Raw genomic sequence first — 26,148 nt, forward strand, 5'->3', positions numbered from 1 at the left:
ATGGCGGTGACGTTGGATTCCCTTAAAAAGACGATTGGCAAGAAGAATGTGAACTCTAGGGCGTTCGCATGGCTTGCTGACCTTGAACGAGAGGCGGGCAACTTGGACCAGGCTCTGCAGAGGGTCGATGGCGGCTTGACGCTCTATCCGAACGATGTGTCGGCAATGCTTGTCCGTTCCAAGATCCTGTTCCAGAAGGAAAGCTACGATGCCTGTATCCAGGAATGCGAGAAGGTCCTTGTTGCTGATCCTTTTAACTTGGCTGCCCAGCAGATTATGGGCGATGCCTACGATAAATTGGAAAACATTGGGGAACGCAACGTCTGTTATCGTCGCTTGCACGATATGGACCCGCTGAACACCTTCTGGAAAGAAGAATACGATGTCGTGGTGGGCGCCGCCGCTGCCGCTCCTGCCGATGAATTCACGCTGAACGAACCGCAGGCGGAGGAAGCCGATGCTTCTGCAACCGATGTGGTTGAACCTGCTGGTGACGATCCGTTTGCAGCCCTCGCCTCCATGCTTCCGGGCAATGACGATGCCGATGATTCGGCGATGGAAGACCTGTCCGCTTCGCTGGATTCGGCGATGGATGCCATCAATAACGAATCTGCTGCCGATAAGCCGCTTGAAGAATTGAGCGAAGACGAGAACATTTCCAGTAGCGATGTTGGTTCGGCCCTGTCCGATATGTTCGGTCTTGAAGATGACCTTGAACCGGAAGAAGCTTCCGCTCCTGCCGCCGAGGCTTCTTCTGATATTCCTGCAAGCATTGATGACAATGCCGAAGCGAATGCGGCGAGTGTCTTTGGTGCCGCAGCTCCCGAAGCTCCCGCGGAAGACAAGCCGCAGAGCATCGACGATGCGTTCGGCGACATTTTTGGCGAAGACGAACTTCCCGAAGAAAAGCCGCAGCAGGCTTCGATTGACGCTCCTGCCGATGAACCGGCTCCCGCGGAAGACAAGCCGCAGAGCATCGACGATGCGTTCGGTGATATCTTCGGTGAAGATGAACTCCCTGAAGAAAAACCGCAGGCTTCTGAACCGATCGCCGATATTGCCGCTGAATCCGCCGCAGAACCCATTGCCGATGACCTTGAACTGCCGTCCGAGGACGGAGGCATTTTTGAGAAGTCCGCTGACGCCGATATGAATTTGACGGCTGGTACGGCAGATGAACCCAAGGCCGATGAACCGACCACGATCGACAACGCCTTCGATTCGATCTTCGGCGAAGATGAATTGCCCGAAGAAAAGCCGCAGACTGCCGAGTCTTCTGCCGATGTTGCCGCGGATCTTTCCGATGACCTTGAACTGCCGTCTGAAGAAGGTGGCCTGTTCGAGAAGTCTGCCGATGCCGATATGAACCTGACGGGCGACTGGACTCCGGATGGAGCTCCGGTGAAAGAATCTCCCGCCATAGAAGAAGCTCCCGCCGAGGAACTTCCTGCTATCGAAGGAAACGCTTCTATTTTTGATGAACCCGCTCCTGTCGAAGAGGAATTGTCTCTTCCTGAAGAACCGGTAGCAGATGAAACCCTGAACTTTACGGCTGAAGAAACAGCACCGGTTGCCGAAGAGGCCGCTCCTGCTCTTGACGAACCCGCCCCTGTCGAAGAGGAACTGCCGAGCGTTGCCGAAGAGGCTGCTCCGGCTCCCGCATCCGACGTTGACTTCAGTGTCGACAACGCTTTTGATTCTCTGTTCGGTAGCGACGATGACCTGCCCGAAGAAAAACCGCAGGCATCCGAACCTGAAACTATCGCCGAAGCTCCGGCGACGGAAGATGAATCGGTAAGTCTCGCGGAACAAGTGGACCAGGCCGAGACTGAACTTGAAATGCCCGAAGTCAAGTCTGAAAATACGGACCTTGCCAAGGAAATGGGTGGCGCCTTTGCATCGATGTTCGGTAACGAAGACGATGACTTGGACCTGCCGGCTGCAAAGACGGAAGCTGTTCCTGAATCTGTGTCTAATGACCAGGAAGCGACTGGTGCCGCTATCGAAGAATCTTTCGGCAATCTGTCTGAAGAATCGATTTCCAAGGACCTGGACGATTCGTTTGATAGTTTGTTCGGAAAGGATGAAGTTGCGGAGGACGCCGAAACTTTGGATGAATCCCTGACGATGCCGACCATCGAGGCTGCCCCTGCCGAAGACACTTTTGCTGCTGCTCCGGCGGATGCTCCTAAGGACTTGGATTCCCTTGAATCGGAGGTTTCCGGTGCTTTCAAGGGACTGTTTGATATGGATGACGATTCCTTGACCGAAGAAGACAAGCCTTCTAACAAGGGTGTCGATTTTCTGATGTCTGGTGATTCTGACGACGAAATTTCTGCGGGACTGATCAACAATCCTGACGCTCCGTTGGATCGTGGTGCCTACGACTTGGACGAAAGCCTGAATACACCGACCTTGGCCGAAATCTATTTTGATCAGGGCAAGTACGGCAAGGCTCTTGAAATTTACAAGGATCTCGCCCAGAAGGAACCCGACAACGAAGAAATTGCAAAGCGCAAGGACGAAATTGAAAAACTCTATAACGACAAGTTCGGAGGCAATGCCTAATGGCTGATCAGCAACCGCAACTTCGTATTGAAAAGCTGCTTCGTGAAATGGTGAACCGCAATGCGTCTGACTTGCATTTGCGCGTAGGGGTTCCTCCAGTCTATCGTATCAACGGTGCGCTGCAGCGTCCGTTTGATATCCGAGTTGACTCCTTGATGATGGATTCCTTCTTGGATGATATCATGAACCGCGACCAGAAACAGCGCTTTGAAGCGAACAAGGAATGTGACTTTGCCGTGGGAGCCCGCGACATGGGTCGTTTCCGTGTGAACGTGTTCCGCCAGCGTGGAACGATTGCAGTCGTGATTCGTCATATCAAGGCGAAGATTCCTGCTTTCGAAGACCTGCATTTGCCCGAAGTGATTCGCGACATGTCTCTGACCAAGCGCGGACTTGTGCTAGTTACAGGTACTACTGGTTCGGGTAAGTCGACGACATTGGCCGCCATGCTCGATTACATCAATCAGAACGAAGCGGTGAATATCATTACGGTCGAAGACCCGATTGAATACCTTTACCGCGATGACAAGGCCATTATTTCGCAGCGTGAAATTGGCGTGGATACGCTTTCGTATGCGAACGCCCTTCGTGCGGCGCTCCGTCAGGACCCGGATGTGCTTCTGGTGGGCGAAATTCGTGACCTGGAAACGATGCAGATTGCCTTGACCGCTGCTGATACGGGTCACATGGTGTTTGCGACGATCCATACCACGAACGCGACCGAAACGATTCACCGAGTGCTTTCGATGTACCCGCCGCACCAGCACGACGAAATCCGCTTGCTGCTTTCCGAAGTGCTGGCGGGCATTATTTCGCTCCGCTTGTTGCCGACCAAGGATGGTAACGGGCGAGTGCCTGCTGCCGAAATTTTGGTGAATACGGCTGCTATCAAGGAATACATCGAAGACAAGGACAAGAACGACTTGATCGAACAGGCTATTGCTGAAGGTCACATGCAGTACCGCAGCCAGACCTTCGACCAGGCGCTCCTGAAACTCTACGAAGAAGAAAAGATTTCGTTGGAAACGGCGATGAACGCTGCAACGAACCCCGATGACTTCGATCTTAAGATTCGCGGTATTTCGGGTACTTCTGAACGCAGCTGGATGTAGCCTAGGCGAAAGACGCAAGTCCCGAAGGGCCTTGCATCGAAGCATCTTGAATATAAGTGATAAAAGTCCCCCGCATCCGCGGGGGACTTTTATGTGGTTGGGTTGGAGTAGGATTTTTAGTTGTAGTAGACCGTACTGCCCGACGGGAACGTGACGCTATTGCTGTAGCTGGAGACGTTGCTAATCTGTGAGGGCTGACCCGTGGTGGTCACCATGTACCTGCCGGAAATGGTGGGCTTGAAGGCAACATTGGAAGTTCCATAGTAGCCGCTGGTGCTGAAGGAAATGCTGTAATTGGAGCCCTTTTCCGAAGATCCGCTGCTGAAACCGAGAACGGTCTTGCTCGTAAGGCTTGCAGTGCCGTCGGAATCGAAGGAACCGCCCATTCCGCCGCTGATCTGGCATTCTACGATGACGACGCCGCCGGAAATCGTGAGTTCTCCGTTACTGTCGATACCGTCGGTGTCACCGGAACTGGTCTTTGCGTGGTGAACGCCGCCCGTAATGGTCAAGAATCCGCTGCTGCTACCCATGCCACCCATGCCGCCTCCGGGGCCGAATCCCCAGCTGGACTGGCCGCTTTGATTGGTGTTGCCCGAGCCGTCGTTGCCACCGGCTGCATTCCAGGCGTCATTGGTTCCGTAGACATCGGTGACACCTCCGTTTGCCTTGATGTACCAGGCTACGAGGCCTTCGTAGGAATTGGTCACGTAGATGGTTCCGTCGTTGATCATGAGCGTGGAGTCGGCGTGTACACCGTCGTTCTTGGGTGCGGCGATAGTCGTGTAGCCTCCGTTGAAGTAGACGTTCATATTGGAGTGGACGCCGTCATCGCCAGAAGAAATATCGATCTTACCAGCGTTGATGTAGACCCTGTTATCCGAGACGATTCCCTTGCCGGTAGAGGTAATGTTGATGGTCGGTGCAGAAATGGAGTCGCGGACAAAGATGTAGTTGTAAGCCTGGATTCCGTCGTCGCCGGCCTTGGTGATGGTGATGTTGCCACCCTTGATGTCAACGATTCCCTTGCCTTCGGTGATGGTGGTGTCGGAGCTGTTCACGGTGCATTCGTCACTCTTGATGCCATCGCCGCTTGTCGCCGAGATAGTGATGTTGCCGCCTTCAATGTCCACAAGTCCCTTGCCCTTGAGGCCGTTGTTCTTGGCGGTCACGTTGATGGTCGGATTGCCGCGGACACGCAGGTCGTTGCTGGAATGGATGCCGTTATTGTAGTTTCCTGTTACCTTGAGTGTACCGCTACCCTTGATGGTGAGGTCATCCTTGGCGTAGATTGCCGCTCCCGTGGTATCGAGGCTGCCGTCGGCCTTGGCGTAGGATGTCGTTCTGCTAGAACCGTCGGTAAATGTGTTCGTGGTGCCGCTTTCGAGGTTGATGATGACCTTGTCTGCGTTGCGGACGTAGAGCGGTGCATCGCTTGAGTTGGAAAGCGTTAAGTTGTTCAAGTAGAGTTCCACCTTGTCGGTGCTTGCGGCGTTCACCTGGATTTGTCCGTTACCGTTGCCGTTGAAGTAGTAATCGCCAGCGCAGGTGATGGTGACTGTTCCGCCATCGATACCGACGCATCCGTTGTCGTTTTCAAGGGTTGCGGTTGCGCTTGCGTACTTGATGGTGGGCGTGTTGCCGTTAGAAGTGGAGGCGCTGCTTGTCACGGTTGTTGCGGAGGAACTGTTGACATCCGGAGTGACAGAGGAACTGCTTACGGTCGGTTGCATATCGTGGCTGCTTTCAACGGGCTGCGTTGCGGAGCTGCTGGAAGTTGCTGTTTCCACCTTGATCCGGTTGCAGGATTCGTCGAAGTAGTAGATGTAGCCTTGGGCGCTCTGGTAGTACGAAACTCCGTTGATGGTATAGAGGGCCTTGCTGTCGGTGCAGCTTGCTGGAGTTTCATTGTCGCTTGTTTCGGAGGAGCTCGATTCGACATTGCCTGTAGAAACACTGTCGGAGGAGGCGGGCGTCTCTACGTCAGGTTCGTTGGCGCTTGAATCCGTGGCGGGAACGGTGACGGATTCCTGGGCGGCTTCCGGAAAGCCGTAGCTTCCGTCAGAGTTTATCCAGAAGGCAAGATTGCCTGCCGCGTCCATGCAAAGGATTTCGCCCGTGGCACCCTGCATGGCGGAGTAGCCGTCATAGAGACAGATGTTGGTATTATCGGTTGCACCATCGATTGCCCCTTCGATACTCGATTTGAGGTCGTTAGTGGCGGAGGTGGTAGAAGAGTCGCTGGAGCATCCCGCGAGGAGGGCCAGGAGCCCTAGCGAGAGGTGCGAAGAAATTCCCAAACAATTCCTTGATAGCATTTTGTCGTCCTTTTTTTGCGCGGTATAGCCGCTGGTTTCTTTTTTTAAAGATACTTTGCTGACTACGGCTTTTCACTATGAAAAATGCCCTTCCTGAAAAAACTCGGAATAAAAATTGGGACGAATCTTCCCGTTCGGAACAAAAGGCTCCAAAAAGGAACATGTTCTTATTTGTCTTCATTTTTTTCTATTATTAGCCTAAATGAAAATCCGTTTGACCCAAGAGACTTTGAATCGCCTGAAGCGTTTCCGCAAGAACAAGCGGGCGTTCTGGTCGTTAGTGGTACTTGTATTGGCGTATCTACTTTCGCTCACGAGTCCATGGACTGTCAATGATGAACCGCTCGTGTTGCGTTACGAGGGCAAGACGTATTTCCCGGCATTCGTGCGTTACAGCGAAAAAGATTTTGGTGGGGAATACCAGACGGAACAGGATTATGCAAAACTTTTTGCAACGGTCCGGGAGTGCGAAGAAGATGCCGCCGAGGGCTTTACGCGTGCTGGAGGCTGTCCTGTTTTTTGGGCGCTGATGCCTCCGATTGCGCATGACCCGTTGAAGGCGGACTTGAGCGAAGACGGTGCCCCGCCTTTTGCTCCGAGTGCAAGGCACTGGCTCGGGACAGATAGCAACGGTCGCGATGTTCTTTCCCGCCTGATTCATGGCTTTCGTATCTGTATTAGCTTCAGCCTGCTCTTGACGGTGCTCGGGACTTTTCTCGGGATTGTCATCGGCGGAATCCAGGGGTACCTCGGTAAGTTCTGGGACACGGGTATGCAGCGTTTTATCGAGATTTGGTCCTCGCTTCCGATGCTCTATGTGGTGATTTTGATTGGGAGCGTCTACGGGCGCAGTTTCTGGCTCTTGATTCTGATTATGGCGGCATTCAACTGGATTTCGCTCAGTTACTATATGCGCGCGGAGTTCCTGAAGCTCCGTGGCATGACCTACGTGCAGTCCGCGAAAGTTTTGGGCATGGGACACCGCCACATATTTTTCAAGGAAATTTTGCCGAATGCGATGACCCCCGTGGTGACGCTTTTCCCGTTCACGCTAATCGGCGGTATCGGAAGCCTTACCTCGTTGGATTTCTTGGGTTTCGGCCTGCAGCCGCCCACGCCCAGCTGGGGCGAACTCATGAGCCAGGGGCTCAACAATTTGTATGCACCATGGATTTCGGTGAGCACGGTCGCTGCGCTCTTTGTGACGCTGCTTTTGACCACGTTCGTGGGCGAGGGCGTGCGGGATGCAATGGACCCGAAGTCGGGGGACAGGTATGTCTAACCTGTGTCGACTGAAGGGTCCATGCCAAGCGAGAACGACTCGTATTGACGAGTCGTGGGAGCGCGGAGCAATCGAATGTAACTTTTTAAGTCGACAAAGATCGATTGCGGAGTCGTGTGAAGATCCGAAGTCGGGAGATAGGTATGTCTAAAAATGGTCTTGTTCTTGAAGGTGGCGGTATGCGTGGGTTGTATACCTGCGGTATCCTCGATACTTTTATGGAAAAGGGAATCGACTTTGACGGTGCCGTCGGTATTTCAGCCGGGGCCTGCTTCGGATGCAATCTCAAGTCCAGACAGCCGGGACGCGCCTTGCGCTACAATCGGCGCTTTGCGAGGGACAGGCGTTTTTGTAGCTTCCGTTCGTGGATCATGACCGGCGATATCTACAATGCCGAATTTTGCTACAAGACGATTCCGCAGGAACTGGATCCGTTCGACTTTGAAACACTCAAGGCGAACCCGATGGAATTCTATATGGGCGTCACGGATATGGAAACCGGCAAGGCCCTTTTCCCGAAGTTTATCGACGGTAACGACAAGGAACTCGCCTGGATGCAGGCTTCTGCCTCGATGCCGCTTGCCGCAAGAATCGTAGAAATTGACGGGGGCAAGTATATGGACGGCGGCATTGCCGATTCGATTCCGCTTGCATTCATGCAGTCGCAGGGGTACGACCGTAATGTGGTCATCTTGACCCAACCGCGTCATTATGTGAAAAAGCCGAATAGCCTGATGCCATTGATTCGACTGGTCTATCGCAAGTACCCGAAGTTTATTGAGGCGACGGCACACCGCCACGAAATGTACAATGAAGAGACCCGCTATGTATTCGAACAGGAAAAGGCGGGGAATGTACTGGTGATTTGCCCCGAGGAATCTCTCAACATCAGCCGCATCGAAAGAAATGTGAACGAACTGCAGCGAGTCTACGATATCGGCCGACGGATTGCGGAATCGCGATTGGATGAAATCAGGGAGTTCCTGGGACGATGAATTCTGTCTTGCAAGTAAAGGATCTCTCGGTTGCTTTCGGTTTCGACAAGAACGGTAAGCCCCGCGATGGAAAGACTCCGCTGCAGGTGACCGACAAGGTCTGTTTCGAAATTGCGGCGGGAGAATTCTTCGCGTTGGTGGGCGAGTCCGGTTGCGGAAAGAGCGTGACGGCAATGAGCATCTTGCGTCTGTTACCGCAGCCGAGTGCAAAAATTGTGGAAGGCTCTGTCCTTTACAATGCAGATGAAAATGCCGCTCCCGTTGACCTTGCAAAGTTACCGCTTGCAGATTTGCAGAAAGTTCGCGGTTCGGAAATTTCATGTATCTTCCAGGAACCGATGCAGGCTCTGAATCCGGTGGTGACCATCCGGAAACAGCTGATGGAAGTGTTCAAGTTTTGCAGGCGTCCGAAGGGAGAATTTCTGTCCGTCATCCGCGAACAACTGGCTCTTGCGGGATTCAAGGATGTCGAACGAGTCTTGAATTCTTATCCGCACGAACTTTCGGGTGGAATGCTCCAGCGCGTATGCATTGTAATGGCGCTGCTGTCCAAGCCCAAGCTGATTATTGCTGATGAGCCGACGACTGCCCTGGATGTGACAGTGCAGGCGCAGGTGCTCGCTGTTCTCAAGGATATGGCGAGCCGCACCGGAACGGCGGTTCTCCTGATTACGCATAATATGGGAATCGTGTCGCAGTATGCGGATCGTGTGGCGGTGATGTATGCGGGCCGCATCGTAGAAACCGGCTGTGTCCGCGACGTGATTGATAACCCGATGCATCCGTATACACAGGGGCTTTTGGCCGCTATTCCTGAAAATCACAGTGACATGCGTTCCATGAAGTCTATTCCTGGCTCCGTGCCGCATCCACGAGACTTTGCAAAGGGTTGCCGCTTTGCCGACCGCTGCGAAAAATGCGCGAACGCTTCTGCTGAAATGCGCGAGAAATGCAAGTCTGCGCAAGTTCCGCCCAAACAAAAAGCTCCGGATTCTGCGAATCACGAAGCTAGCTGTTTTATGGAAATATAAGTTTCTTGGTGGATTGCTTCGCCCCACGGGGCTCGCAATGACGTGATTACCGCACGTTTCACATGTCATGCCGGGCTTGACCCGGCGTCTCCTCTTGTAGCCTGCTATTACTTAAAATCCTTGCACCACTTGGGAACGATTTCTGTCGCTTTACCTTGTACGAAAATGTCGGTGTAGGGGTCGCTGGTCGGAACTTCAAGATTCAGGCAGGTGACCTTGGCGCCAAAGCTCTTGGCGAAACTCTTGAAGCCGGCGGCGGGGTAGACGACGCTGCTCGTGCCGATGTAGACGAATTCCTTGCAGTGCTGCAGGGCGTCCTGGATTTCTTCCATGTACAGTGGCTGTTCGCCGAAGAACACGATGTCCGGACGGGTCATCGCACCGCAGAACGGGCAACGGGTTTCGAGCGTTTCTTCACCGTCGAACATGAATTCATGCTTCGGATTGTGTTCGCAGGTCAGGCGCATCAGATCTCCGTGCATGTGCAGGACGCGCTTGGATCCGGCGCGTTCATGCAGGTTGTCCACGTTCTGTGTGACGAGCAAAAAATCATCGCCAAGGCGTTTTTCAAGTTCGGCGAGAGCGAAATGCGCTGCATTCGGTTCGTGTTCTTTGAGCCCCTTACGCAAGAAGTTATAGAAATCCTTCACGCGTTTCTTGTCGCGGTAGTAGCCTTCGGGCGTGCACACGTCGTCGATGTTCTCATGTTCCCACATGCCGTCGTTGCCACGGAAGGTGCGAAGGCCTGATTCGGCACTGATGCCGGCACCGGTCAGAACAACGAGTCTAGGAAACTTATTCGTTCTCATTAGCAAATTTCTCCAAAGAACAGGGTTTCTGCCACGATGCCGTGTTCAAAGTCGGGCAGGTAAAGGCTTTCGTTTTCGCCGTGGGCATTGCATTCGGGGTCCTCGAGACCGGTCAAGAGGATAGGAATTTCGCCGAAGGTGTTGCGGAAAAGTTCCGCACCGGGGATGCTTGCGCCACAGCCGATGAACTTGGTCTCGGCATTGTAGGCGCGAGCCATTGATTTGCTCATCTTCTGGAAGAACGGGTGCGTCGTGTCGGTAACGAAGGGGTTGGCTCCGTCTTCGGTGACGATGCTGCATTCAAGGCCGTAGGGCACTTGCGCCTGCAGGAATTCTACCAGCTGTTGAGTCGCAATATCGGCTTCCATGCCGGGGGCGAGTCGAATGCCGATGCGGGCGTAGGCGGAGTCCTGTAGAACGTTTCCTGCGTTAGTGCGGTTGCCGACTTCCATCGCGGTTACCACGATCGATGGCCTGCGCCATAGCGACAAGAGGATTTCGTCTTCGGGAACCTTCAGCTGGACGCTTTCCAAAACGCCACCGTCATTGCGGAAAATTTTCTCGGTCATGCCGAGGCTCTTGTAACTTTCGAGTTCCGCTTCGGTCGGAGGAATGAGCGTGTCCTCGAAATTCGGAATGAGGATGTTTCCCTTACCGTCACTCAGGCTTGCAATCATATGGCAAAGCACCTGGCCCGGGTCGGGAATCGGACCAGACCAACTTCCGGAATGGAGCGGAGCCTTGGTGGCCTTGAGTTCCACGCTTACGGCGCTCATACCACGAAGGGTCGTGGTAATCGAGGGCGTTCCCTTGGCGAAGTTGCCTAGGTCTGCCACGATGACGGCGTCGCACTTTAAAAGTTCGGCGTGCTTTTTAAGGATTTCGGCGAAGCCTGCGCTGCCGGATTCCTCTTCGCCTTCGATCAAAAACTTGAGGTTCGGTCCGTCATTTTTCTTCAGGGCTCGCACTTGTTCGAGTGCGGCGAGGTGCGTGACGATTCCCGCCTTGTCGTCGGCGGTGCCGCGGCCGTAAAGGCGGTCCCCTTGCAGGTTGGCTTCAAACGGCTTGGTATTCCAGAGAGCTTCGCGCATGGGCGGCTGTACATCATGGTGCGCATACAGTAGAACAGTCGGCTTGTCGGGGCTAGTGAGGCTTTCTCCGTACACGGAAGGGCGCCCGCTGGGGGGCAACAGGAATTGCACGTTGCTGAGCCCTGCCTGCAAGAAAAGTTCCTTGACTTTTTCGGCGGAGTCCAGTACGAATTTCTGGTCAAAATTGTCAAAACTGATCGAGGGAATGCTGACCAAGTCACTCAGGGTCTTGATATAGACAGGCATCTTCTGGTGGATGGCGGCGACGACTGAATCAATAGTACTCTGTTCCATAATTCAACTCAACAGATGATAAAAGCGGACATATCCATTTCTACTCAATAAAATAGTAAACCTTGTAAAAATTGGTCACTGGTGATAGATATTTTCTATTTTTTGAAGAGTAAGTTTTGGCAAAAAGGATTACCCATGTCTTTCAACTGCGTGAATCACGAGTATTACCTGAACTTTGGTGACCGTGTCCTGGCGCTCATTCGCCGTATTTTCCATAACAATCCGGAATTTCGTCACGATTCGTTGAAGCATGCCGCGCGATTGGCTCCCTTTATTCCGTTTATGGGTGGCCGCCCTGACCTGAGCAAGACTCTCAAGCGCGTCATCACGTTCCCCGATCACAGCAATTCCCTGTATCTCGGTTGCCCTATCATTTTGGCGGCTGGTGCGAACAAGACGGCGAAAAGAATTTGTGACTATGCGAACATGGGCTTCGGCGGTATTACCGTAGGCACGGCCACCCGCAAGTTCCGTGAAGGCAATACGCACCGTCCTCGTATCGGTTTCCTGGAAAACGACCGTGCCATCCACAACAGCATGGGGCTCAATAACGAGGGTGTCGAAGTCATCGCTCGCCGTACCGATGAACAGCTGACCAAGGCGCACAAGGTCGGGCTTTGCGTGGGGGTGTCCGTAGCAGAAACTCCGGGGCTTACCAATGACGAAGATAAGCTGAAGGACCTGCTTGAAAGTTTTGCGATTGCCTACAAGGCCGGCGACTACATCGAAATCAACGTGAGCTGCCCCAATACCGGCGAGGCCCGAGTCGATTTGGATTTATCGCTTACCGAACGAATCTTCGGCGAAATCATGAAGTACAGGAATGCTCAGGCTATCCGTAAGGCCGTGTATGCCAAGATCAGCCCCGACCTTTCTGAACGCCACTTGGTGAACATCATGGATATGCTCGTGCGTACGGGCGTAAACGGGGTAGTGGTGGGCAATACTTACCCGACCAAGAAAATTAGCGAACTTCCTGTAGAGGCGAAGTACGAGGACCTGACTCCGCTCCGCGCCGACGGAGACTGTGGAGGAATGTCTGGCCGTCCTCTTTACGAGAACATGATGTGGAACGTGACCTACATCCGCACGCATTATCCGGAAATCAGCGTGATTGCCTGTGGTGGCATTGACCATGGGTTCAAGATTTTCGATCTCATCAAGCTTGGGGTCGATGCTGTAGAATGTTACTCGGTGGTTGCCTTCCGCTGGATGGCCGCACATGCGATGCGCAAGGAACTCGAAGCTGCCCTGCTGGAATCGGGGTACTCGACGCTCACGGATTACGATGACCACAATCCGAAGCAGACCAAGTCCGTTTGATTTCTCATAAAATGAAACCGTTATTTCGTAATACTCTTTTCGCTTTGCTTCTTGCAACAGGGTTTTCCTATGCGGTTCCCTGGCTCGGAGTCACTTTCAAGAAGACTTCCTTCGAGAACCATCTTGCTCTCAACGTAATCGGTGTTCACCCGGAGTCCGGCTGCTTTGCGGCGGGTATGGTGGCTGGTGATTTGATTGTCGGGGTGCAGGGGAGCCCGCTCTCGGATATGTCGCAAATCCAGTCGGCTGTCGCAGGGCACAAGGCGGGGCAGAAAATCAAGATTGAAATTTCGCGCGAGGGCAAGAAGAAAACTCTGACGGTTGCCCTGACCGAACGCCCCGACGATATCAGCAACTTGACGGGATCCGCCATCGGCAGCAAGATCGCCAAGTTCGGCGAAAACTTTTACAAGAATGGTGAAAAACGCAAGGAAAAGCCGAAAGCGACATTGCTCGATTTCTGGGCGACCTGGTGCGGCCTTTGCCGCAAGACGCTCCCGGTGCTTGCGAACATTTACAATAAGTACAGTTCCAAGGGGCTCGAGGTTATTGGAATCGCCGACGAGTCCGTGGATGTCCTGAACGATTTCTACGCACACCAGCACGCATCTCCGTATCCGCTCTATCGCGATGCTAAAAAAGAAATGTGGATGCGCTATGGCATCCACGCTGTTCCGACACTGATGCTGTTGGATAAGGATGGCTACATCAAACGCGTCTGGAGCGGTGCCCCCAGCGAGTACATGATAGAGCAAATCCTGAAGGACGTAATCGAGTAGAAGCTACTGTACGGCCGCTTTTTTCTGCGAGGCGAAGATATCTTCGTATTCTTCCTTGCTGATGCGTGCGTAACCGGTGGTGATACCACCGAATTCGTAGTAGGCGGAGTCGCCCTTGACGCTCATGCAGTAAGGCATGTCGAGCGAGTTCTTTCCACAAAGCTTGCCGTCTTGGATGGTGGCGCTCAGGTCGCCGTTCACGTTGCGGATGGTGTAGTCCTGGTTGTTGTCGGTCAGGACTTCAAAAATCATATTGGCTTCGCCTTTCCAACAACCGGTATAGTTGGCACTATTGTTGCCGCAGCCGAAAAGGAACATCGAGGAAATAAGTGTTGCGGAAATAAGAATTGCTTTCTTCATGTCCATAAAATAGTATTTTTGAATGCGAGAAAATGCAATTTTTTGTTAAACATTTGTATTTGTTGGCCCCGATTCTTGCCCTGTCCGCTCTTTTCGGTGTTTACAAGTTAATTCAGGCGAATAGCCGCCCGATTCCGAAGTACGAGCCGCAGCAGTTTGTGGAAACCTGGTCTGCTGAAGAATATATGCGCCATTTGAACCTTAAGCCCTTTAACCAGCGTGAGGTCCATCGGTTGCTCCTCAAGCGAACCCGCCAGAAAGAAGGCGTTTATCTGGAAAGCCTGCTTCCAGCCATGGATACGGCGGGTATCGAGGTTGTCCATTGCTTCCATAAGGTAATGGGCGATGACTATGTTCCCGTGATTACGAGTGGTAACGACTATCCGTACCATAAGCCGAATTCGAAGCATTACAAGAACGCGGCGATGGATTTCCGCATCAACGACGTTCCTGTGACGAAGCGTCGCGAAATTGTCGAGATGATTCAGGATCGATTGGGCGAACGCTTCAGGGTGCTTTGGGAAAAGGGCGAGATGGAGCACCTTCATGTCGAAATGAACGACTGATTTGTCTTTGGGGAATACTAAAAATCTTGTATTATACGGTTTGTATAATTTAATGAAAAATGTTTTTAAATAAAGTACAAAATTTGTGATTTTGCATTAAAATTCTAAATTATGTATAATTTGCGTGTTGACTAGGTGACTCAAATTAGATATATTCCTTAGTATGAAATCGGTGTTTGAATACAAGGACTATCACCTCTTTATGCAGGATTACTACGACGAACGCAAGCGTCTGGGTGCGTTTTCGTGGCGCGAGTTCTGCAAAAGTGCCGGATTTACTTCGCCGAATTTCCTGAAGCTTGTGTGCATGGGCCAGAGCAAGCTCAGCAAAGTCAAGGTGGGTGATGTCGCGAAGGCGATGGGCCTTGCGGGCGATGACGCGGATTACTTCCGCGAAATGGTTACGTTCTGCAATGCCGAAAAGGATGATGCCAAGAAGGCGGCCCTTCTCGAAATGCAGAGGATTGCGTTGGAACACAAGGTGCGTGTGGTTGATAGCGATGCGTTCCAGTATTATGAATCCTGGAAGTACCCAGTGCTTCGTGAACTCGCCCCGATGATGCCGGGGGCCTCTCCCCGCGATTTGGCCGATGCGTGCAAGGAACATGTGTCTGCCGAGGAAGTGCGCGACGTGTTGAATTTCTTGGTGAAGGCAGGTTTCCTGAAAAAGGATGGCGAAAAGGTCTATTCGCAGACGGAACAGACGGTCATTGGTTCGAAAGAGGCTTTGCCCATAGCAATACGGGCCATGCACAAAGAGATGGCGAACATGGCGGCGCGTGCCGTAGATCGCTATTCCGCAAACGAGCGCCATTTTACAGGCGTCACGCTCAGCGTAAATCAAGTGGCGAGCGAACGGATTGCCAAAGAACTGGACGCCTGCTGCAGAAAGGTACTTGCGATTGCGAACGAATACAACGACCAAGATCAGGTTTGTAGAATCAATTTCCAGTTTTTCCCTGTCACCGAAAAAATCAAAGAGGTGCATCATGCTTAAGAAGTTTGCTTTTGTCGTTACGACGCTTTCGTTTGCCTTTATGGCGGCCTGCACCGACGATCCCGCGAGCGGTTCTTTGGCGGGTGGAACAATCGATCCCAATACGATTGCGGAGGGCAGCAGTTCGTCTAGTGTACCAGATGAACTCCCGATAGAAATGAGTTCGTCGTTTGTAGATTTAAAGGAAGTCAGCAGCAGTTCGATTGAGGATAAAGACATTTTGCCGGATCCGATCCCCGAGTCTTCTTCTGCGGAGAGGATTCCGGAACAGTTGGCTAAGGAAATCGTTGCGGAATGTCGTGATGATATGGATAAGAACGAAGATGCTAACCAAAACGAGGCTGTAGATGGTCCAGGCGGAAAACTTCCTGTGGTATATCAAATCGATGGTGAAGACGGCTTTGTGACCTATTTGGTAGAAACAGTTCTTTTGCCGTGTGGCATTGTCCTGGAGAGTATTACGGTGTCTGCCGAAGATGATACTTTATTCGTGAATCTCCGTCAAGCTTCAGATTTTCCGGTTACTAACTGCATTTGCAAAACACGAGTTTCGTTCAAAATAGAGAAGGATGACCGCTTCGCTCAGGCAACTCATTTGGTGATGAACGACGATCGTTATCTTGTTTACAACATCATTTCGGAAAGGCCGGAATAAATCTAAGGAGGATGAACATGAGAAAACAAAAAGTTTTTACAGGTTTTGCAGCTGCGTCGATCACGCTAGCGCTCTCGTTCGTACTGCTCGCCTGCGGTGATGATTCATCTTCGACGGCGCCTGAGCCTGTTTCTGGCGGCAACAGTTCCACGGTGGAGGAGTCGTCTTCTAGCGAACTTCCTCCTGATACCACATGCTGCAAGGTGACGGTTTCTTCGTCCAGCGAGGAACAGAGTCCGTCTTCGGTGTCATCGTCTTCGAGCTTTGATGTTCCCCTGTCGAGCGAGACTTGTTGTATCGAACTTTCGTCTTCTTCGCAAGGAGAAAAAATCGTACAGCGGATTGATGATATCTTTGGAACATGCCGCGATAAAAAGGTGGACCCTATGATGGATGCGGCTTTGCCTCCTATAGCCTATATGGGTTACGAGGACGGAGACGATTCGGCAACGGTCGTTGTCGAGAATGTGTCGATGAATTGTAGGTCTATCAGCGGAACGACAAGTATCATAAGGAAACCGAATGTCGGAAACCTTCACCTCTCGGCATCTGGTGATACTCTTTATATGATACAATATTCGCTTGATACCGTCAGTGCAGAACCGGATTGCATTTGCGATTCCCGACTGATTTTTAAGGTGAAGGCGGACCCTGCATTTATCAATGCCAAGCTGTTAGTTGCCGTTATCGATGGAGATTATGGCAACAGAATGGAAATTATTAAGGCGTTTCCACCTGATGAACAGGAACCGCGGGATTCTATTCCTGCCGCGCAGGATAGTGTTCCCGAATCGACCCCGACGGATTTGGAATTGAAGGGGTTTGAAAGAGGTAAATGCATGAATGATGATCTTGCTGCTAAGCCCGTTGCAAAGTCTGCCGCTACCGGTCTCCCCGAAGCAAAGCAGATTACTTATTTGAACGGCAAAACTGTTCTGACTTTGGAAAATGTGATAGACTATTGCGGAATAGAAGCGAAGGTTTCTCAGAAGATGGTTGGCGATACGCTAATGCTTGACTATTACGATGAAACCAGTGTAACCAAGTGCATTTGCAACTTTGATAAAATCGAATTCCTGATTGAACCGGAAAATGCGGCTGCCCGATATGTCAAGTTCAAGGATGTTCTGTACTGGGTCAATGTGATTATGTACGAAGTTGACCCTAATTGGAAAGGGTAATTACTCCTTGTTACTCACGAAAAACAGGCGCCCCAAGGTCCCTGAGCTTGTCGAAGGGTGGAGCGCCTGTTTTGCTATATCCTGAAAAACGGAGCTTATTAGTATTGCGAAAAATGAAAGAGGTGAGTCGTTGAGCGAACATTCGTTGGCCGAAGGCCAAGGCCATGTGAGCGAGATGTGCTCACCTCTGAAGCTGTAGCATGTCCGTGAGCAACAAACGCCCGGTGTTAACCGGGCGTGGTTGCGAGAGCGAGGCGATATCACATTTTTAATCTGCGATAGAGCCGAGCGGTCTCATTAATAAAGCAGAGCGAACACCATGCCGGGGCGGAAGTACTTGCCGGCGGTGTACTTGAGGGCCGTGCTGTGGAGCAGCATGAACAGCGCGCTTGCTTCAACCTTGTTGGCCTTCGCGATGCTACCGAATGCCTTGGTAAAGGCGGGCAGGTTGCGCGGGAGCTTCGGGCTGATGCGGGAGTCTGCAAGCAGGGCGCCCTTCTTCAGGAGTTCCTTGTGCATCTTGTCGGCGGCGGTAGCGCTGAGGCCGAAGGCCTTCACGAGCGCTTCCGGGTGCAGGCGGCAGGAACCGTTGAATCCTTCCGGTGCGGCGAACGGGATGCGTGCTTCTTCGTAGAGGTTGCGGATCATGGAATCGCCCATGTCGGCAGCTTGCTTTTCCAATCCGTGGTGCATCATGGCGCACATGATGCTGTACTGGATGCCGATCCACACGTCGTGAGCCTGGAAGTTGAATTCATCGAGCGGGCTGCCGTCCTTGCGAACGAGGTTTGCGGCGCCGATGAGCGGGCTGTTGGCCTTGTAGTTCGTGTTGAAAATGCGCAACAGGTTGGCCTTGGCCTTCTTCTCGTCGCTGATGGGCTTGAGGCCGAGCAGACGGAGGTAAGTGTCGGCGAGCATCGTGTCGGCGAATACGTCGTCGCAGTCGTTGGCAATCTTTGCGTTCCAGCTGGCGGTGAAAGCTTCCTTGCACTGGGCAGTGAGCCATGCCTTCTTGAGGCCGCGGAGTTCGTTCTTCGAAAGTTCCACGTCGCTCGGGATTTCGCCGGAGTTCAGCCATTCGTTGATGGTCTTGAGGGCGGCCTTCACGTTGTTGCTGTCGATGACGAGCGTTTCCTTGATAGCGTCGGCCAGCTGCGGGAGCTTGTCAGCCACAATGTCCTTCGCTTCCATCGGAGTCACGAAGAAGTGGTAGTAGCCTTCGGCTTCGTCCCACAATGCTTCATCGAATTCCTTATTGGCGGCGTCGGCCTTGGCGTTCCAGGTGTCGGCCTGAGCCTTGTCGCCGAGGATTTCGGCAATCTTGGCCGCAGCGCGGAGGCCTGCAATCCAGAGGCTACCGCAGTACACGGAAATGCCGTGGCTGGAGAGGTTGTCGAACGTGTCGTCGGTACCGTGGGTGAGCGGGAAGTTTTCGCCTTCGTTCACCATCTTTTCGAGGTACTGCATGGCGGCATAGACTGCTTCCTTGCAATCCTGCAAGTTCTGCTTGTCCTGCGTCTTCACGTAGTGGCGCAGCACCATCAGCACATACTTCGGGGCCAAATCCTTCCATTCCTTCACGTTGTGCCAGTCGTAGGCATCGGGTTCAGCGTCAAAGGGGCTTCCGAGGTCGTGAATCACGGCGCCACGGACGGCGCGGGGGCCTTCCAGTTTCGGGTCCGGGAGGTCGGCGAACGGGTGGTTCACATATTCGTGGTGGCGGCGACGGTTGTCGTTCACGGCGAGAATCGCATCACCGAAGCGCTTCATCACCACACCGTCGAGGCGCGGCATTAGAGCCATCAGGCTGAAGCTGCCGTAGAAGTAAACGTCCAGAGAGTTGAAAAACGGATAGTCGGCGCATTCGCGGACGAGGAAACGGTCGTCCTTGTCCCACACGGTGGCTTCGGCGAGGAAGCTGAGCGTGTTGAGGGCGAGGCTCTTGAATTCGTCCTGCTTGGCGGCAGTCTTGTAGAGCTTGGCGACGGCCTTCTTCGGCACGAGCGCTTCGAATGCCTTGAGGCGAGCGTCAAAGTTCTTGTCGGCGGCGAGGGCTTCTTCGAGGATAGCGCCCACGCGGCCATAAGCTTCGGGGAAGAAGGCTGTGTACTTCTTGGCAGAAGTAAGCTTGTTCAGCTTGATTTCGGGGAAGTCGAGCACCAGGTTGAACTGGAAAGAAACCTTCTGCTTCGGCTTGAGAACCGCAGTAACGGCGACGGCACCGGCCATCGTCTCGCGGCCGCTGTAAACGTTCTTGACCCAGGCTTCGCAAACGCGACCGCTGCGGAGAGCGCCCTTCAAAACAGAGGCGGCGTCATCCTGGTAGAACATCGGCTTCACGGAAACGTTCAGGTTATCCTTCTTGTTCCAGGCGACGGACACGCCCATGCAGCCGTTGAAGTCGCTTTCGGCGAGCGGCTTTTCGTTGTAGAATTCGAGACCGCGGACTTCGCGGCCGTCCTTGGCCTGCTTGCTGAACTTCACGCCCTTCGGGAAACGTGCGGACGGGACGAGCACGAAGCTGGAGTCCTGAACGCCCTGGCGGTCCTTCTTGGCCATGTAACCGGCGATGCAGTCCTGCACCTGCACAATCGTGACTTCGCGGGTTTCCTTGGTGGTGTTTTCGAGAGTGAACACGGTGGCGTTCACGGGGAGGCTGGAGAGGCGTTCGTCACCCGGGGTCACGTAGCTGGACTGGGTCTTGGTAATTTGTACGCCTTTGCCTTCGTACTTGGTTTCGCTCACCGGGTAGAGGGCGGCGTACTGCATCTTGGCGGCATCGTAACCGGCCTGGCCCAGGAATTCAGTGTCGTTTGCCCAGGCGGCGGTGAGGGCGCCCTGGCGCACGGCCTTTTCGCCCACGACACCGTTGAAGAAATCGATGACGGCGCTGCGGTTGAGTTCGGCACCGACCTTGTTCAGGAGGGCCGCGGTGCGGTCGCTCCATTCGATGTGCCAGCGTTCAAAGTCGGCCAGGTTGTTCTTGAAAAAGTCCTTCTCGGCGATGGCCTTGTTGAGCTTGGCCTCGGCCTTCTTCTGGTTTGCAAGTTCTGCGGCGCTGAAGAGTGCTTCGCCCTTTGCGTCCACGAGCGGGTATTTGGCGAGCATCTGCGTAAATCCGGCGAAGTCGACGATTTCGAGGGCGGCCTTCGCGTCGATTACGGATTCGCGGAAGAAGAAGTTGTTGAAGCGGAGGTCAGCGGGCTTTTCGGTGCGGACCTGCACGCCCGGCATCACGTTCATCACGGGTGTGGTGCCTGCAGGCGTTGCGGTGAATGTGGAGCCGATACCGCCGACAGCAATACCCGTGGTAGAAGGGGTCGTAGAAAGCGGGGTGTACCAGGGCTGGATAAATTCCACGGCGAGGCCCGGGGTCATCAGCTTCTGGACGGAACCGGCCTGTTTTGCGCCGGCAAGGTATTCTTTGATGCTCATAGTTATTTCCATAAATTGGGGTTAAATTTTTACGAGTATAAAGTTACAAATTCTGGGGGCTTACGAATAGCGAAACCTTGCGAAAAGTGTTTACAAAATGGAGCTTTTGTAAATCGAAGCGGGGCGTTACGGGGCCGGCGCCTGAGGCCCCGTTCGAAGGGGTGACGGAAGACCCGGCGGGAATGTTGACTGGAGATTGCTTCGCCTTTGGCTCGCAATGACAATTTGGAGCCGGGGCTGAAGGCAGGGGGAGACTTCCCCCTTTGCTGTATTTTTTTATATTTGGCTTGAATTTTTAACAAGTGATTAGGATTATGAACAAAAGAATTCTTTCCGTCGTGCTGTTATCCTTGGTTGCGCTCGTTAGTGCCCAAACTGCTCCAAAGCTTAGTTCGCCTGCGCCCATGGAACACCGTGGTTTCTATAACAGCGTTTCTTTCGGAGCTGCCTACAACTGGTATGAAAACAGCAAGAATGAAAAGACGAATACAACAATGGACGCACGAATGTTGTTAATCGCGAAATCAATACCTTCGAGTATAGCGGCGGCACGTTCCCGATGATTGAATTCAAGTTCGGTGTGGCACTCGCCAATTTGCTGGCGTTCCATACTGTTTTTAACATGGGTTTCTTCTCGGGTACGATAGAGGAAGGTTTTTCAGAGTACCGTAAGGAATGCGGTGAAAATAAAATCTGTATAGAGGAAGAACTGGAAAAGAAAAGGGTTAGGGATAAGTCTTCGGACGCTTACAGTTTCAGGTCATATATTGGTTTCGGCACGACCATTTACCCGATTCAGGACAAACAGTCCATAATGAATGGCCTCTTTGTCGGAGGTTCCATCGGTTATATGCTCTTTGCGACAATGATTAATGACGGCCTTGAAAATGCATCGGCGAATGCGGGGGCGGCTTTTCAGGTGGAACTCGGCAAGGACTGGTGGGTGAACGATCACCTGTCTATCGGCGTGGGTCTCGGTTATGCGCGTAGTGGTTTGGTCTGGAACACGGTCAAGTCCTACGATACAGATAACGTAATTTCACTTTCGTTCAGGCTCACTCGAGGATAGACTATGAAGATAGGTAAAAGTCTATTCGTGGCGATGGCGGTGTCTGTCGCTGCGTGGGCTCAGGACGAGATGGGACCGGTTGAAAGTCCCGCGGCGGAAATGCCGATGATGAGCGCTCCGCAAAATCCGAACCCGGCACTTGCGGCAGAACCTGTCGCTCCGGCGAAAAAGACTCGTGCGAAAAAGGTGCGCCCGCCCCATGAACATCGCGGATTCTTTTTCAGTATGGGCATGGGTGTCTCGTATGTGACGACATCCGTAGACGAATCAAATGTGGAGAACAGTTCGAGTGGGGGGTATACGGACTCGGATGGAAACTTTATTCCTCAAAGCAAGTATGAACGTGAAAGGATACTCCATGAGGAATTTTCCGGTTGGGCCACGCCGATTATCGAATTTCGCTTTGGAAAGTCTATCGGAAATTTAGTGGCATTGTATTCCATCTTCTCGACGGGTATCTACCAGGGGGAAGGTTCTCATAAAAAACTGAATAGGGACCTTTCATATCGTTACGACCGCTCGGGCACCCTGGCATCAATTGATACGATTCCCAATGGAACCAAAAAGAAGAAGGACGGCGCTTTAGCTTTTTTTGAATCCTTTGGCCTGGGCCTTTCCGTTTATCCGTTCCGTGATCCGGAATCGGTTTTGAATGGGTTGTATATCGGTGCTTCCGGGGGCTTCGAGGCTTTTGACTCTCATCTGGACGATTCTTTTTCTCTTATTTCGAATGGCGGTGTCTATACACGTTTTGAATTGGGCAAGGATTGGTGGGTGAGCGATATCTGGTCGCTCGGCGTGGGCTTTGCGTATGTCAATGTCACCGTCTTTGAAGATGGAAACGACAAGGAAGAACATGAGCGCAATTCCATTAGCTTCTTTATAAGGCTGACTCACGGATAAAAAGGATTCTGCGAAATCCCTGTGAATATGCAAACGCCCCGAAAAATCGGGGCGTTTTGACGTAGGAAAATTGGTCGCGAGCGGTCTTACCGTGAGCAAAAAGCGACCCGTATTAACGGGTCGCGATTGACGCCTTTGGCGTCCGCAGCTTCGGCTCAGCAATAAAATTAAACAAGTTTAATTTTGCTGCATTCGCCTTGCATGCTTTTGCGAGAGAATCGGCTTCAGAGTAAGGATTCTGTTGAATATAGCCGATTCGGTCTAAAAAGTAAAACCAGCGAAGATATTGTCGCTCAGGAACGGCAGCACTCCAAGCACGATCACTGCCACGGTCAGGAGGACGATGACGCCGCGCTGACGCTTGGTCATACGCAACGGATTCAGGTGCATTTCGGCGGTGTCCTGTGAGCCGGAGCCATCAAGCGTAAGCTGATGGTGTAGGCGAGAGCGAGACGATGTCGTAAGTTCTTGCTGCGATAGAGTCGAGCGGTCTGTAGGATCGATCCAGGCGCTCTTAATGAGCTGCAAGTAGTAGTACAGCGCAAGCACGTTGTTCAGCACGGCGAATGCCACGATTCCGTAGTGGCCGGTCGATGCGCCACTGAAGAAAAGGTGGAACTTTCCGAAGAAACCAGCAAGCGGCGGAATACCTGCGAGGCTGAACATAGCGACGGCAAGCGCAATCGCGAGTGTCGGCTTCTGCTTGGAAAGTCCGCGCAGGGAATCGAAGGTTTCTTCGCGGTGGTGACCGATGATGCCGAAGATGAAGAACGCGAGATAGTTCGAAACGGCGTATACGAACAAGTAGTAGATAATGGCGGTCTTTCCCATGACGGCATCACCGAGGAGCGCCACCATAATATAGCCCGCCTGCGCAATGGAGCTGTAGGCCATGAAACGGCGCAGCCTGCTCTGCTTGAGGGCGCCGAGGTTTCCGACGAACAAGGTTGTGCCGGCAAGAAGGGCGATGAACGGGGCAATCTGTTCCTTGATGGGGGAGAGCGGACCATAGACCAGAACGACGAGGAATGCGATTGCGGTCGCCTTGGAGGTTACCGAAAGAATGGCGGTCACGGGCGTAGGTGCACCTTCGTAAACGTCGGGGGCCCAGGTGTAGAATGGGAACAGGGTCAGCTTGAAACCGATTCCTGCAAACAGGAACAGCACGGCAATCCACAGCAATGGAGAACTTCCGCTTGCAACTGCCTGCTGGATGGAATCAAAGTGGATGGAACCTGAGAAACCGTAAAGGTAGCTGAATCCGAACAGTTCGAAGGCTGTCGCAACGGAGCCCATCAGGATATATTTGGTGGCTGCTTCTGAACCGTATTGGTCGCGCTTGTTCCATGCGGCAAGGGCGTACATCGGGATTGTTGCGATTTCAAGGCCCAGGAAGAACGTGAGCAGATCGCAGGCCGACACGACGGTGAATCCGCCGAAGGTGGCGAATGCCACGGTGCCGATAAATTCTGCAATTTGGTGCATGGCGGGCTTGCCGTCGCCGCCGTGTTCAAAGTAATCCTTCGCAAGCCAAATGCCGAGAATGGCCGAAACCATCAGCACTTCGCGCATGAGCACGCCGAAATCGTCGATGTGCCAGTTCGTGATGAAGAACCGGCCCACTCCGCCCGAAAGCGGAATGAAGTTCAACAGGACAAAGATGGCAATGAAACCGATGTTCGCAATGCGCCAGGGCACCTTGGAACGGTCGGTGCAGAAGAGCCTGCTTCCGATCACGATGAACGGAAAAAGCAGAAGCAGTAAGTCGGGGATAATAAAATTGGGAATATACATAGTTGGTAGAACTTAGAACTTAGTTAGTAGTTGAAATAAATAAAAGTGGTCATTGCGAGCGTAGCGAAGCAGTTATAAGGTGGAGTTAATCTTCTCAAAAATGGGAGCAATACTTTGGTCGAGCATGTCGGCAATCCATCCGGGGAACACGCCAATCAAAAGGAGACAGAGCACCAGAACCACGACCACGAGCTTTTCGCGGAAAGTCGCGTCGGTAAGTGTCTCGTACTTGGCGGGCATATTGCCGTGCAGCATGCGGTTGGCCGTCTGCAGAATGTAAACGGCGGTCGTCGTAATCGAGAGAATTGCAAGCACGGTCACGATGCGCGTAAGCGTAGAATCCTGCTGGAAGGCGCCGATAAAGATGTTGCTTTCGGCGATGAACCCGCTGAAACCCGGCAGACCAAGGCCTGCAAAGCCTGCGATAACAAAACCTACGCCGAGGAATGGGAGCTTGCGCATGATGCCGCCCATCTCGGTGATGTCACGGGTATGCGTGCGTTCGTAGATCATGCCGATGGTCGCAAAGAAAAGTCCCGTCAGGAATCCGTGAGAAATCATCTGGAGAGAGGCTCCGCGAAGTCCCACCGGAGTAAGCGCCGCGAGACCGAGGAAAATCAGGCCCAAGTGGCTAATGGAACTGTAAGCGGTAATGTACTTGAGGTCCTTGTGGCGCAGTGCAATGAAGGGGCCGAGAACCACGTTGAAAATCAGGAGCGCCACCACGTACGGGAGCCAGATCTTGGCTGCTTCCGGCATCAGGAACATCGCGACGCGAAGACAACCGTAAGCGCCCATCTTCATCATCACGCCGGCGGCAAGCATCGAGACTGCCGTCGGAGCGGCGGAGTGACCGTCCGGACTCCAGAAGTGGAACGGAAACAGGGAACTCGAAACGGCAAATCCCATGAACATAAGCGGGAACGCCCACATCTGGAAATCCATCGGGAGCGTCACCTTGGAAAGTTCGACAAGGCTGAAACTGTAGATCCCGCTTTCGAAGTAGAGTCCGAACAGCGTCGCCAAAATCATCGAGGAGCCGAACGCAAGGGTCAAGGTCAGCTTTTTACCGCCGTAGTCCTTGCGGCCCGAGCCGTAGCCCGCGATCATCAGGTACATGCAGAGTGCTTCCATTTCGTAGAACACGAAGAACAGCACCAGGTCCATGCTCATGAACACGCCGTAGACGCTCGTTGCCAGGAGCTGGATGAGCGCGAAGAAAACTTTCTGGTTGCCCTTGATGTTCCAGCTGACAAGAATGCCGCCCCAGACGATGACCGCCGTAAGGAACAGCAGGAACATGTTGAGTCCGTCCGCACCGACAATGTAGTGGGCGTTGAACATGTGAAGCCAGGGGATGTCCATGTAGTAGTGCAACAGGAGCGGGGCCGATTCCTTGGCGGCCGAATCCACTCCAAGCGTGTATAGCCTGTAAGTAAGGTAACCGACAAGCAGAAGGACGATCGTTCCCGATGCAGCGTGGATGGTCTTGAGGAGCGTTTCCTTTTGAGCGGAAATCGGAGCGCAGGCCAAAACCGTAATCAGCGGGAGGATCCAGATAAGGTTAAAAAGCAAAGTATCCATAG

The 26,148-nt window shown here is 52.9% G+C and carries 20 protein-coding genes; 13 read left to right on the top strand and 7 right to left on the bottom strand.

Annotation, left to right across the window (positions count from 1 at the left end):
* Positions 1-2,568 carry a hypothetical protein gene (locus BUA93_RS05890; RefSeq protein WP_072978243.1) on the top strand — a complete coding sequence of 856 codons (2,568 nt, stop codon included), beginning with the start codon at positions 1-3 and terminating at the stop codon, positions 2,566-2,568.
* On the top strand, positions 2,568-3,680 hold the full coding sequence (locus tag BUA93_RS05895; protein WP_072978244.1) for a type IV pilus twitching motility protein PilT: 1,113 nt from the start codon (positions 2,568-2,570) through the stop codon (positions 3,678-3,680). Before BUA93_RS05890 ends, BUA93_RS05895 begins: the two co-directional genes overlap by 1 nt.
* 116 nt (positions 3,681-3,796) lie before the next feature.
* Here BUA93_RS05895 and BUA93_RS05900 read toward each other — a convergent pair whose 3' ends face one another.
* Positions 3,797-5,998 (bottom strand): carbohydrate-binding domain-containing protein, encoded by a 2,202-nt coding sequence (locus BUA93_RS05900; RefSeq protein ID WP_083597180.1) that lies wholly within the window; start codon positions 5,996-5,998, stop codon positions 3,797-3,799.
* 202 nt (positions 5,999-6,200) lie between these two features.
* Between BUA93_RS05900 and BUA93_RS05905 the strand changes: the two genes are divergently transcribed.
* The 3 genes from BUA93_RS05905 to BUA93_RS05915 all read left to right on the top strand — a co-directional run bounded on the left by BUA93_RS05905 (position 6,201) and on the right by BUA93_RS05915 (position 9,306).
* Positions 6,201-7,280, top strand: coding sequence for an ABC transporter permease (locus tag BUA93_RS05905; protein WP_072978246.1), 1,080 nt, complete (start codon positions 6,201-6,203; stop codon positions 7,278-7,280).
* Positions 7,281-7,423: 143 nt separating this feature from the next.
* Entirely contained in the window at positions 7,424-8,275 is an 852-nt protein-coding gene (locus BUA93_RS05910) for a patatin-like phospholipase family protein (RefSeq protein WP_072978247.1), read from the top strand.
* Positions 8,272-9,306, top strand: a complete 1,035-nt coding sequence (locus tag BUA93_RS05915; protein ID WP_072978248.1) for an ABC transporter ATP-binding protein — start codon at positions 8,272-8,274, stop codon at positions 9,304-9,306. Before BUA93_RS05910 ends, BUA93_RS05915 begins: the two co-directional genes overlap by 4 nt.
* Positions 9,307-9,413: 107 nt before the next feature.
* Here the strand turns inward: BUA93_RS05915 and BUA93_RS05920 are convergent, their stop codons facing one another.
* Entirely contained in the window at positions 9,414-10,115 is a 702-nt protein-coding gene (locus BUA93_RS05920; protein ID WP_072978249.1) for an SIR2 family NAD-dependent protein deacylase, read from the bottom strand.
* On the bottom strand, positions 10,115-11,500 hold the full coding sequence (locus tag BUA93_RS05925) for a M20/M25/M40 family metallo-hydrolase (protein WP_072978250.1): 1,386 nt from the start codon (positions 11,498-11,500) through the stop codon (positions 10,115-10,117). Before BUA93_RS05925 ends, BUA93_RS05920 begins: the two co-directional genes overlap by 1 nt.
* A 135-nt stretch (positions 11,501-11,635) precedes the next feature.
* Between BUA93_RS05925 and BUA93_RS05930 the strand changes: the two genes are divergently transcribed.
* Both BUA93_RS05930 and BUA93_RS05935 read left to right on the top strand, forming a co-directional pair.
* The gene (locus BUA93_RS05930) at positions 11,636-12,823 is read left to right on the top strand and encodes a beta/alpha barrel domain-containing protein (RefSeq protein WP_072978251.1); all 1,188 of its coding nucleotides are present in this window, start codon (positions 11,636-11,638) and stop codon (positions 12,821-12,823) included.
* 11 nt (positions 12,824-12,834) lie between these two features.
* The gene (locus tag BUA93_RS05935) at positions 12,835-13,602 is read left to right on the top strand and encodes a redoxin domain-containing protein (protein ID WP_072978252.1); all 768 of its coding nucleotides are present in this window, start codon (positions 12,835-12,837) and stop codon (positions 13,600-13,602) included.
* A 3-nt stretch (positions 13,603-13,605) separates the two neighbouring features.
* Here BUA93_RS05935 and BUA93_RS05940 read toward each other — a convergent pair whose 3' ends face one another.
* Complete coding sequence (locus BUA93_RS05940) at positions 13,606-13,962, bottom strand: hypothetical protein (protein WP_072978595.1); 357 nt, start codon at positions 13,960-13,962, stop codon at positions 13,606-13,608.
* Between the two features lie 32 nt (positions 13,963-13,994).
* On the opposite strand from BUA93_RS05940, the gene BUA93_RS05945 reads away from it, so the two are divergent.
* The 4 genes from BUA93_RS05945 (at position 13,995) to BUA93_RS05960 (ending at position 17,361) form a co-directional block, all read left to right on the top strand.
* The gene (locus BUA93_RS05945; RefSeq protein WP_072978253.1) at positions 13,995-14,528 is read left to right on the top strand and encodes a hypothetical protein; all 534 of its coding nucleotides are present in this window, start codon (positions 13,995-13,997) and stop codon (positions 14,526-14,528) included.
* A gap of 163 nt (positions 14,529-14,691) precedes the next feature.
* Positions 14,692-15,525 (top strand): TIGR02147 family protein, encoded by an 834-nt coding sequence (locus tag BUA93_RS05950; RefSeq protein ID WP_072978254.1) that lies wholly within the window; start codon positions 14,692-14,694, stop codon positions 15,523-15,525.
* Positions 15,518-16,180, top strand: coding sequence for a hypothetical protein (locus BUA93_RS05955; protein ID WP_072978255.1), 663 nt, complete (start codon positions 15,518-15,520; stop codon positions 16,178-16,180). The genes BUA93_RS05950 and BUA93_RS05955 overlap by 8 nt, the downstream gene beginning before the upstream one ends.
* A gap of 17 nt (positions 16,181-16,197) precedes the next feature.
* Positions 16,198-17,361 carry a hypothetical protein gene (locus tag BUA93_RS05960; RefSeq protein ID WP_139257821.1) on the top strand — a complete coding sequence of 388 codons (1,164 nt, stop codon included), beginning with the start codon at positions 16,198-16,200 and terminating at the stop codon, positions 17,359-17,361.
* A 297-nt stretch (positions 17,362-17,658) separates the two neighbouring features.
* On the opposite strand, the gene BUA93_RS05965 is transcribed toward BUA93_RS05960, so the two are convergent.
* Positions 17,659-20,796 (bottom strand): GH116 family glycosyl hydrolase, encoded by a 3,138-nt coding sequence (locus tag BUA93_RS05965; protein ID WP_072978257.1) that lies wholly within the window; start codon positions 20,794-20,796, stop codon positions 17,659-17,661.
* A gap of 559 nt (positions 20,797-21,355) precedes the next feature.
* On the opposite strand from BUA93_RS05965, the gene BUA93_RS05970 reads away from it, so the two are divergent.
* Together BUA93_RS05970 and BUA93_RS05975 are read left to right on the top strand one after the other, a co-directional pair.
* Entirely contained in the window at positions 21,356-21,865 is a 510-nt protein-coding gene (locus tag BUA93_RS05970) for a hypothetical protein (protein WP_083597182.1), read from the top strand.
* 3 nt (positions 21,866-21,868) lie between these two features.
* Complete coding sequence (locus tag BUA93_RS05975; RefSeq protein WP_139257823.1) at positions 21,869-22,768, top strand: hypothetical protein; 900 nt, start codon at positions 21,869-21,871, stop codon at positions 22,766-22,768.
* 261 nt (positions 22,769-23,029) lie between these two features.
* Here BUA93_RS05975 and BUA93_RS05980 read toward each other — a convergent pair whose 3' ends face one another.
* Positions 23,030-24,562 carry an NADH-quinone oxidoreductase subunit N gene (locus BUA93_RS05980; RefSeq protein ID WP_072978259.1) on the bottom strand — a complete coding sequence of 511 codons (1,533 nt, stop codon included), beginning with the start codon at positions 24,560-24,562 and terminating at the stop codon, positions 23,030-23,032.
* A gap of 72 nt (positions 24,563-24,634) precedes the next feature.
* Positions 24,635-26,146, bottom strand: a complete 1,512-nt coding sequence (locus BUA93_RS05985) for a complex I subunit 4 family protein (protein WP_072978260.1) — start codon at positions 26,144-26,146, stop codon at positions 24,635-24,637.
* Positions 26,147-26,148: the final 2 nt, after the last annotated feature.

Origin of the sequence: Fibrobacter sp. UWH4, assembly GCF_900142475.1 — a bacterium.
Classification (GTDB): Bacteria; Fibrobacterota; Fibrobacteria; order Fibrobacterales; family Fibrobacteraceae; genus Fibrobacter.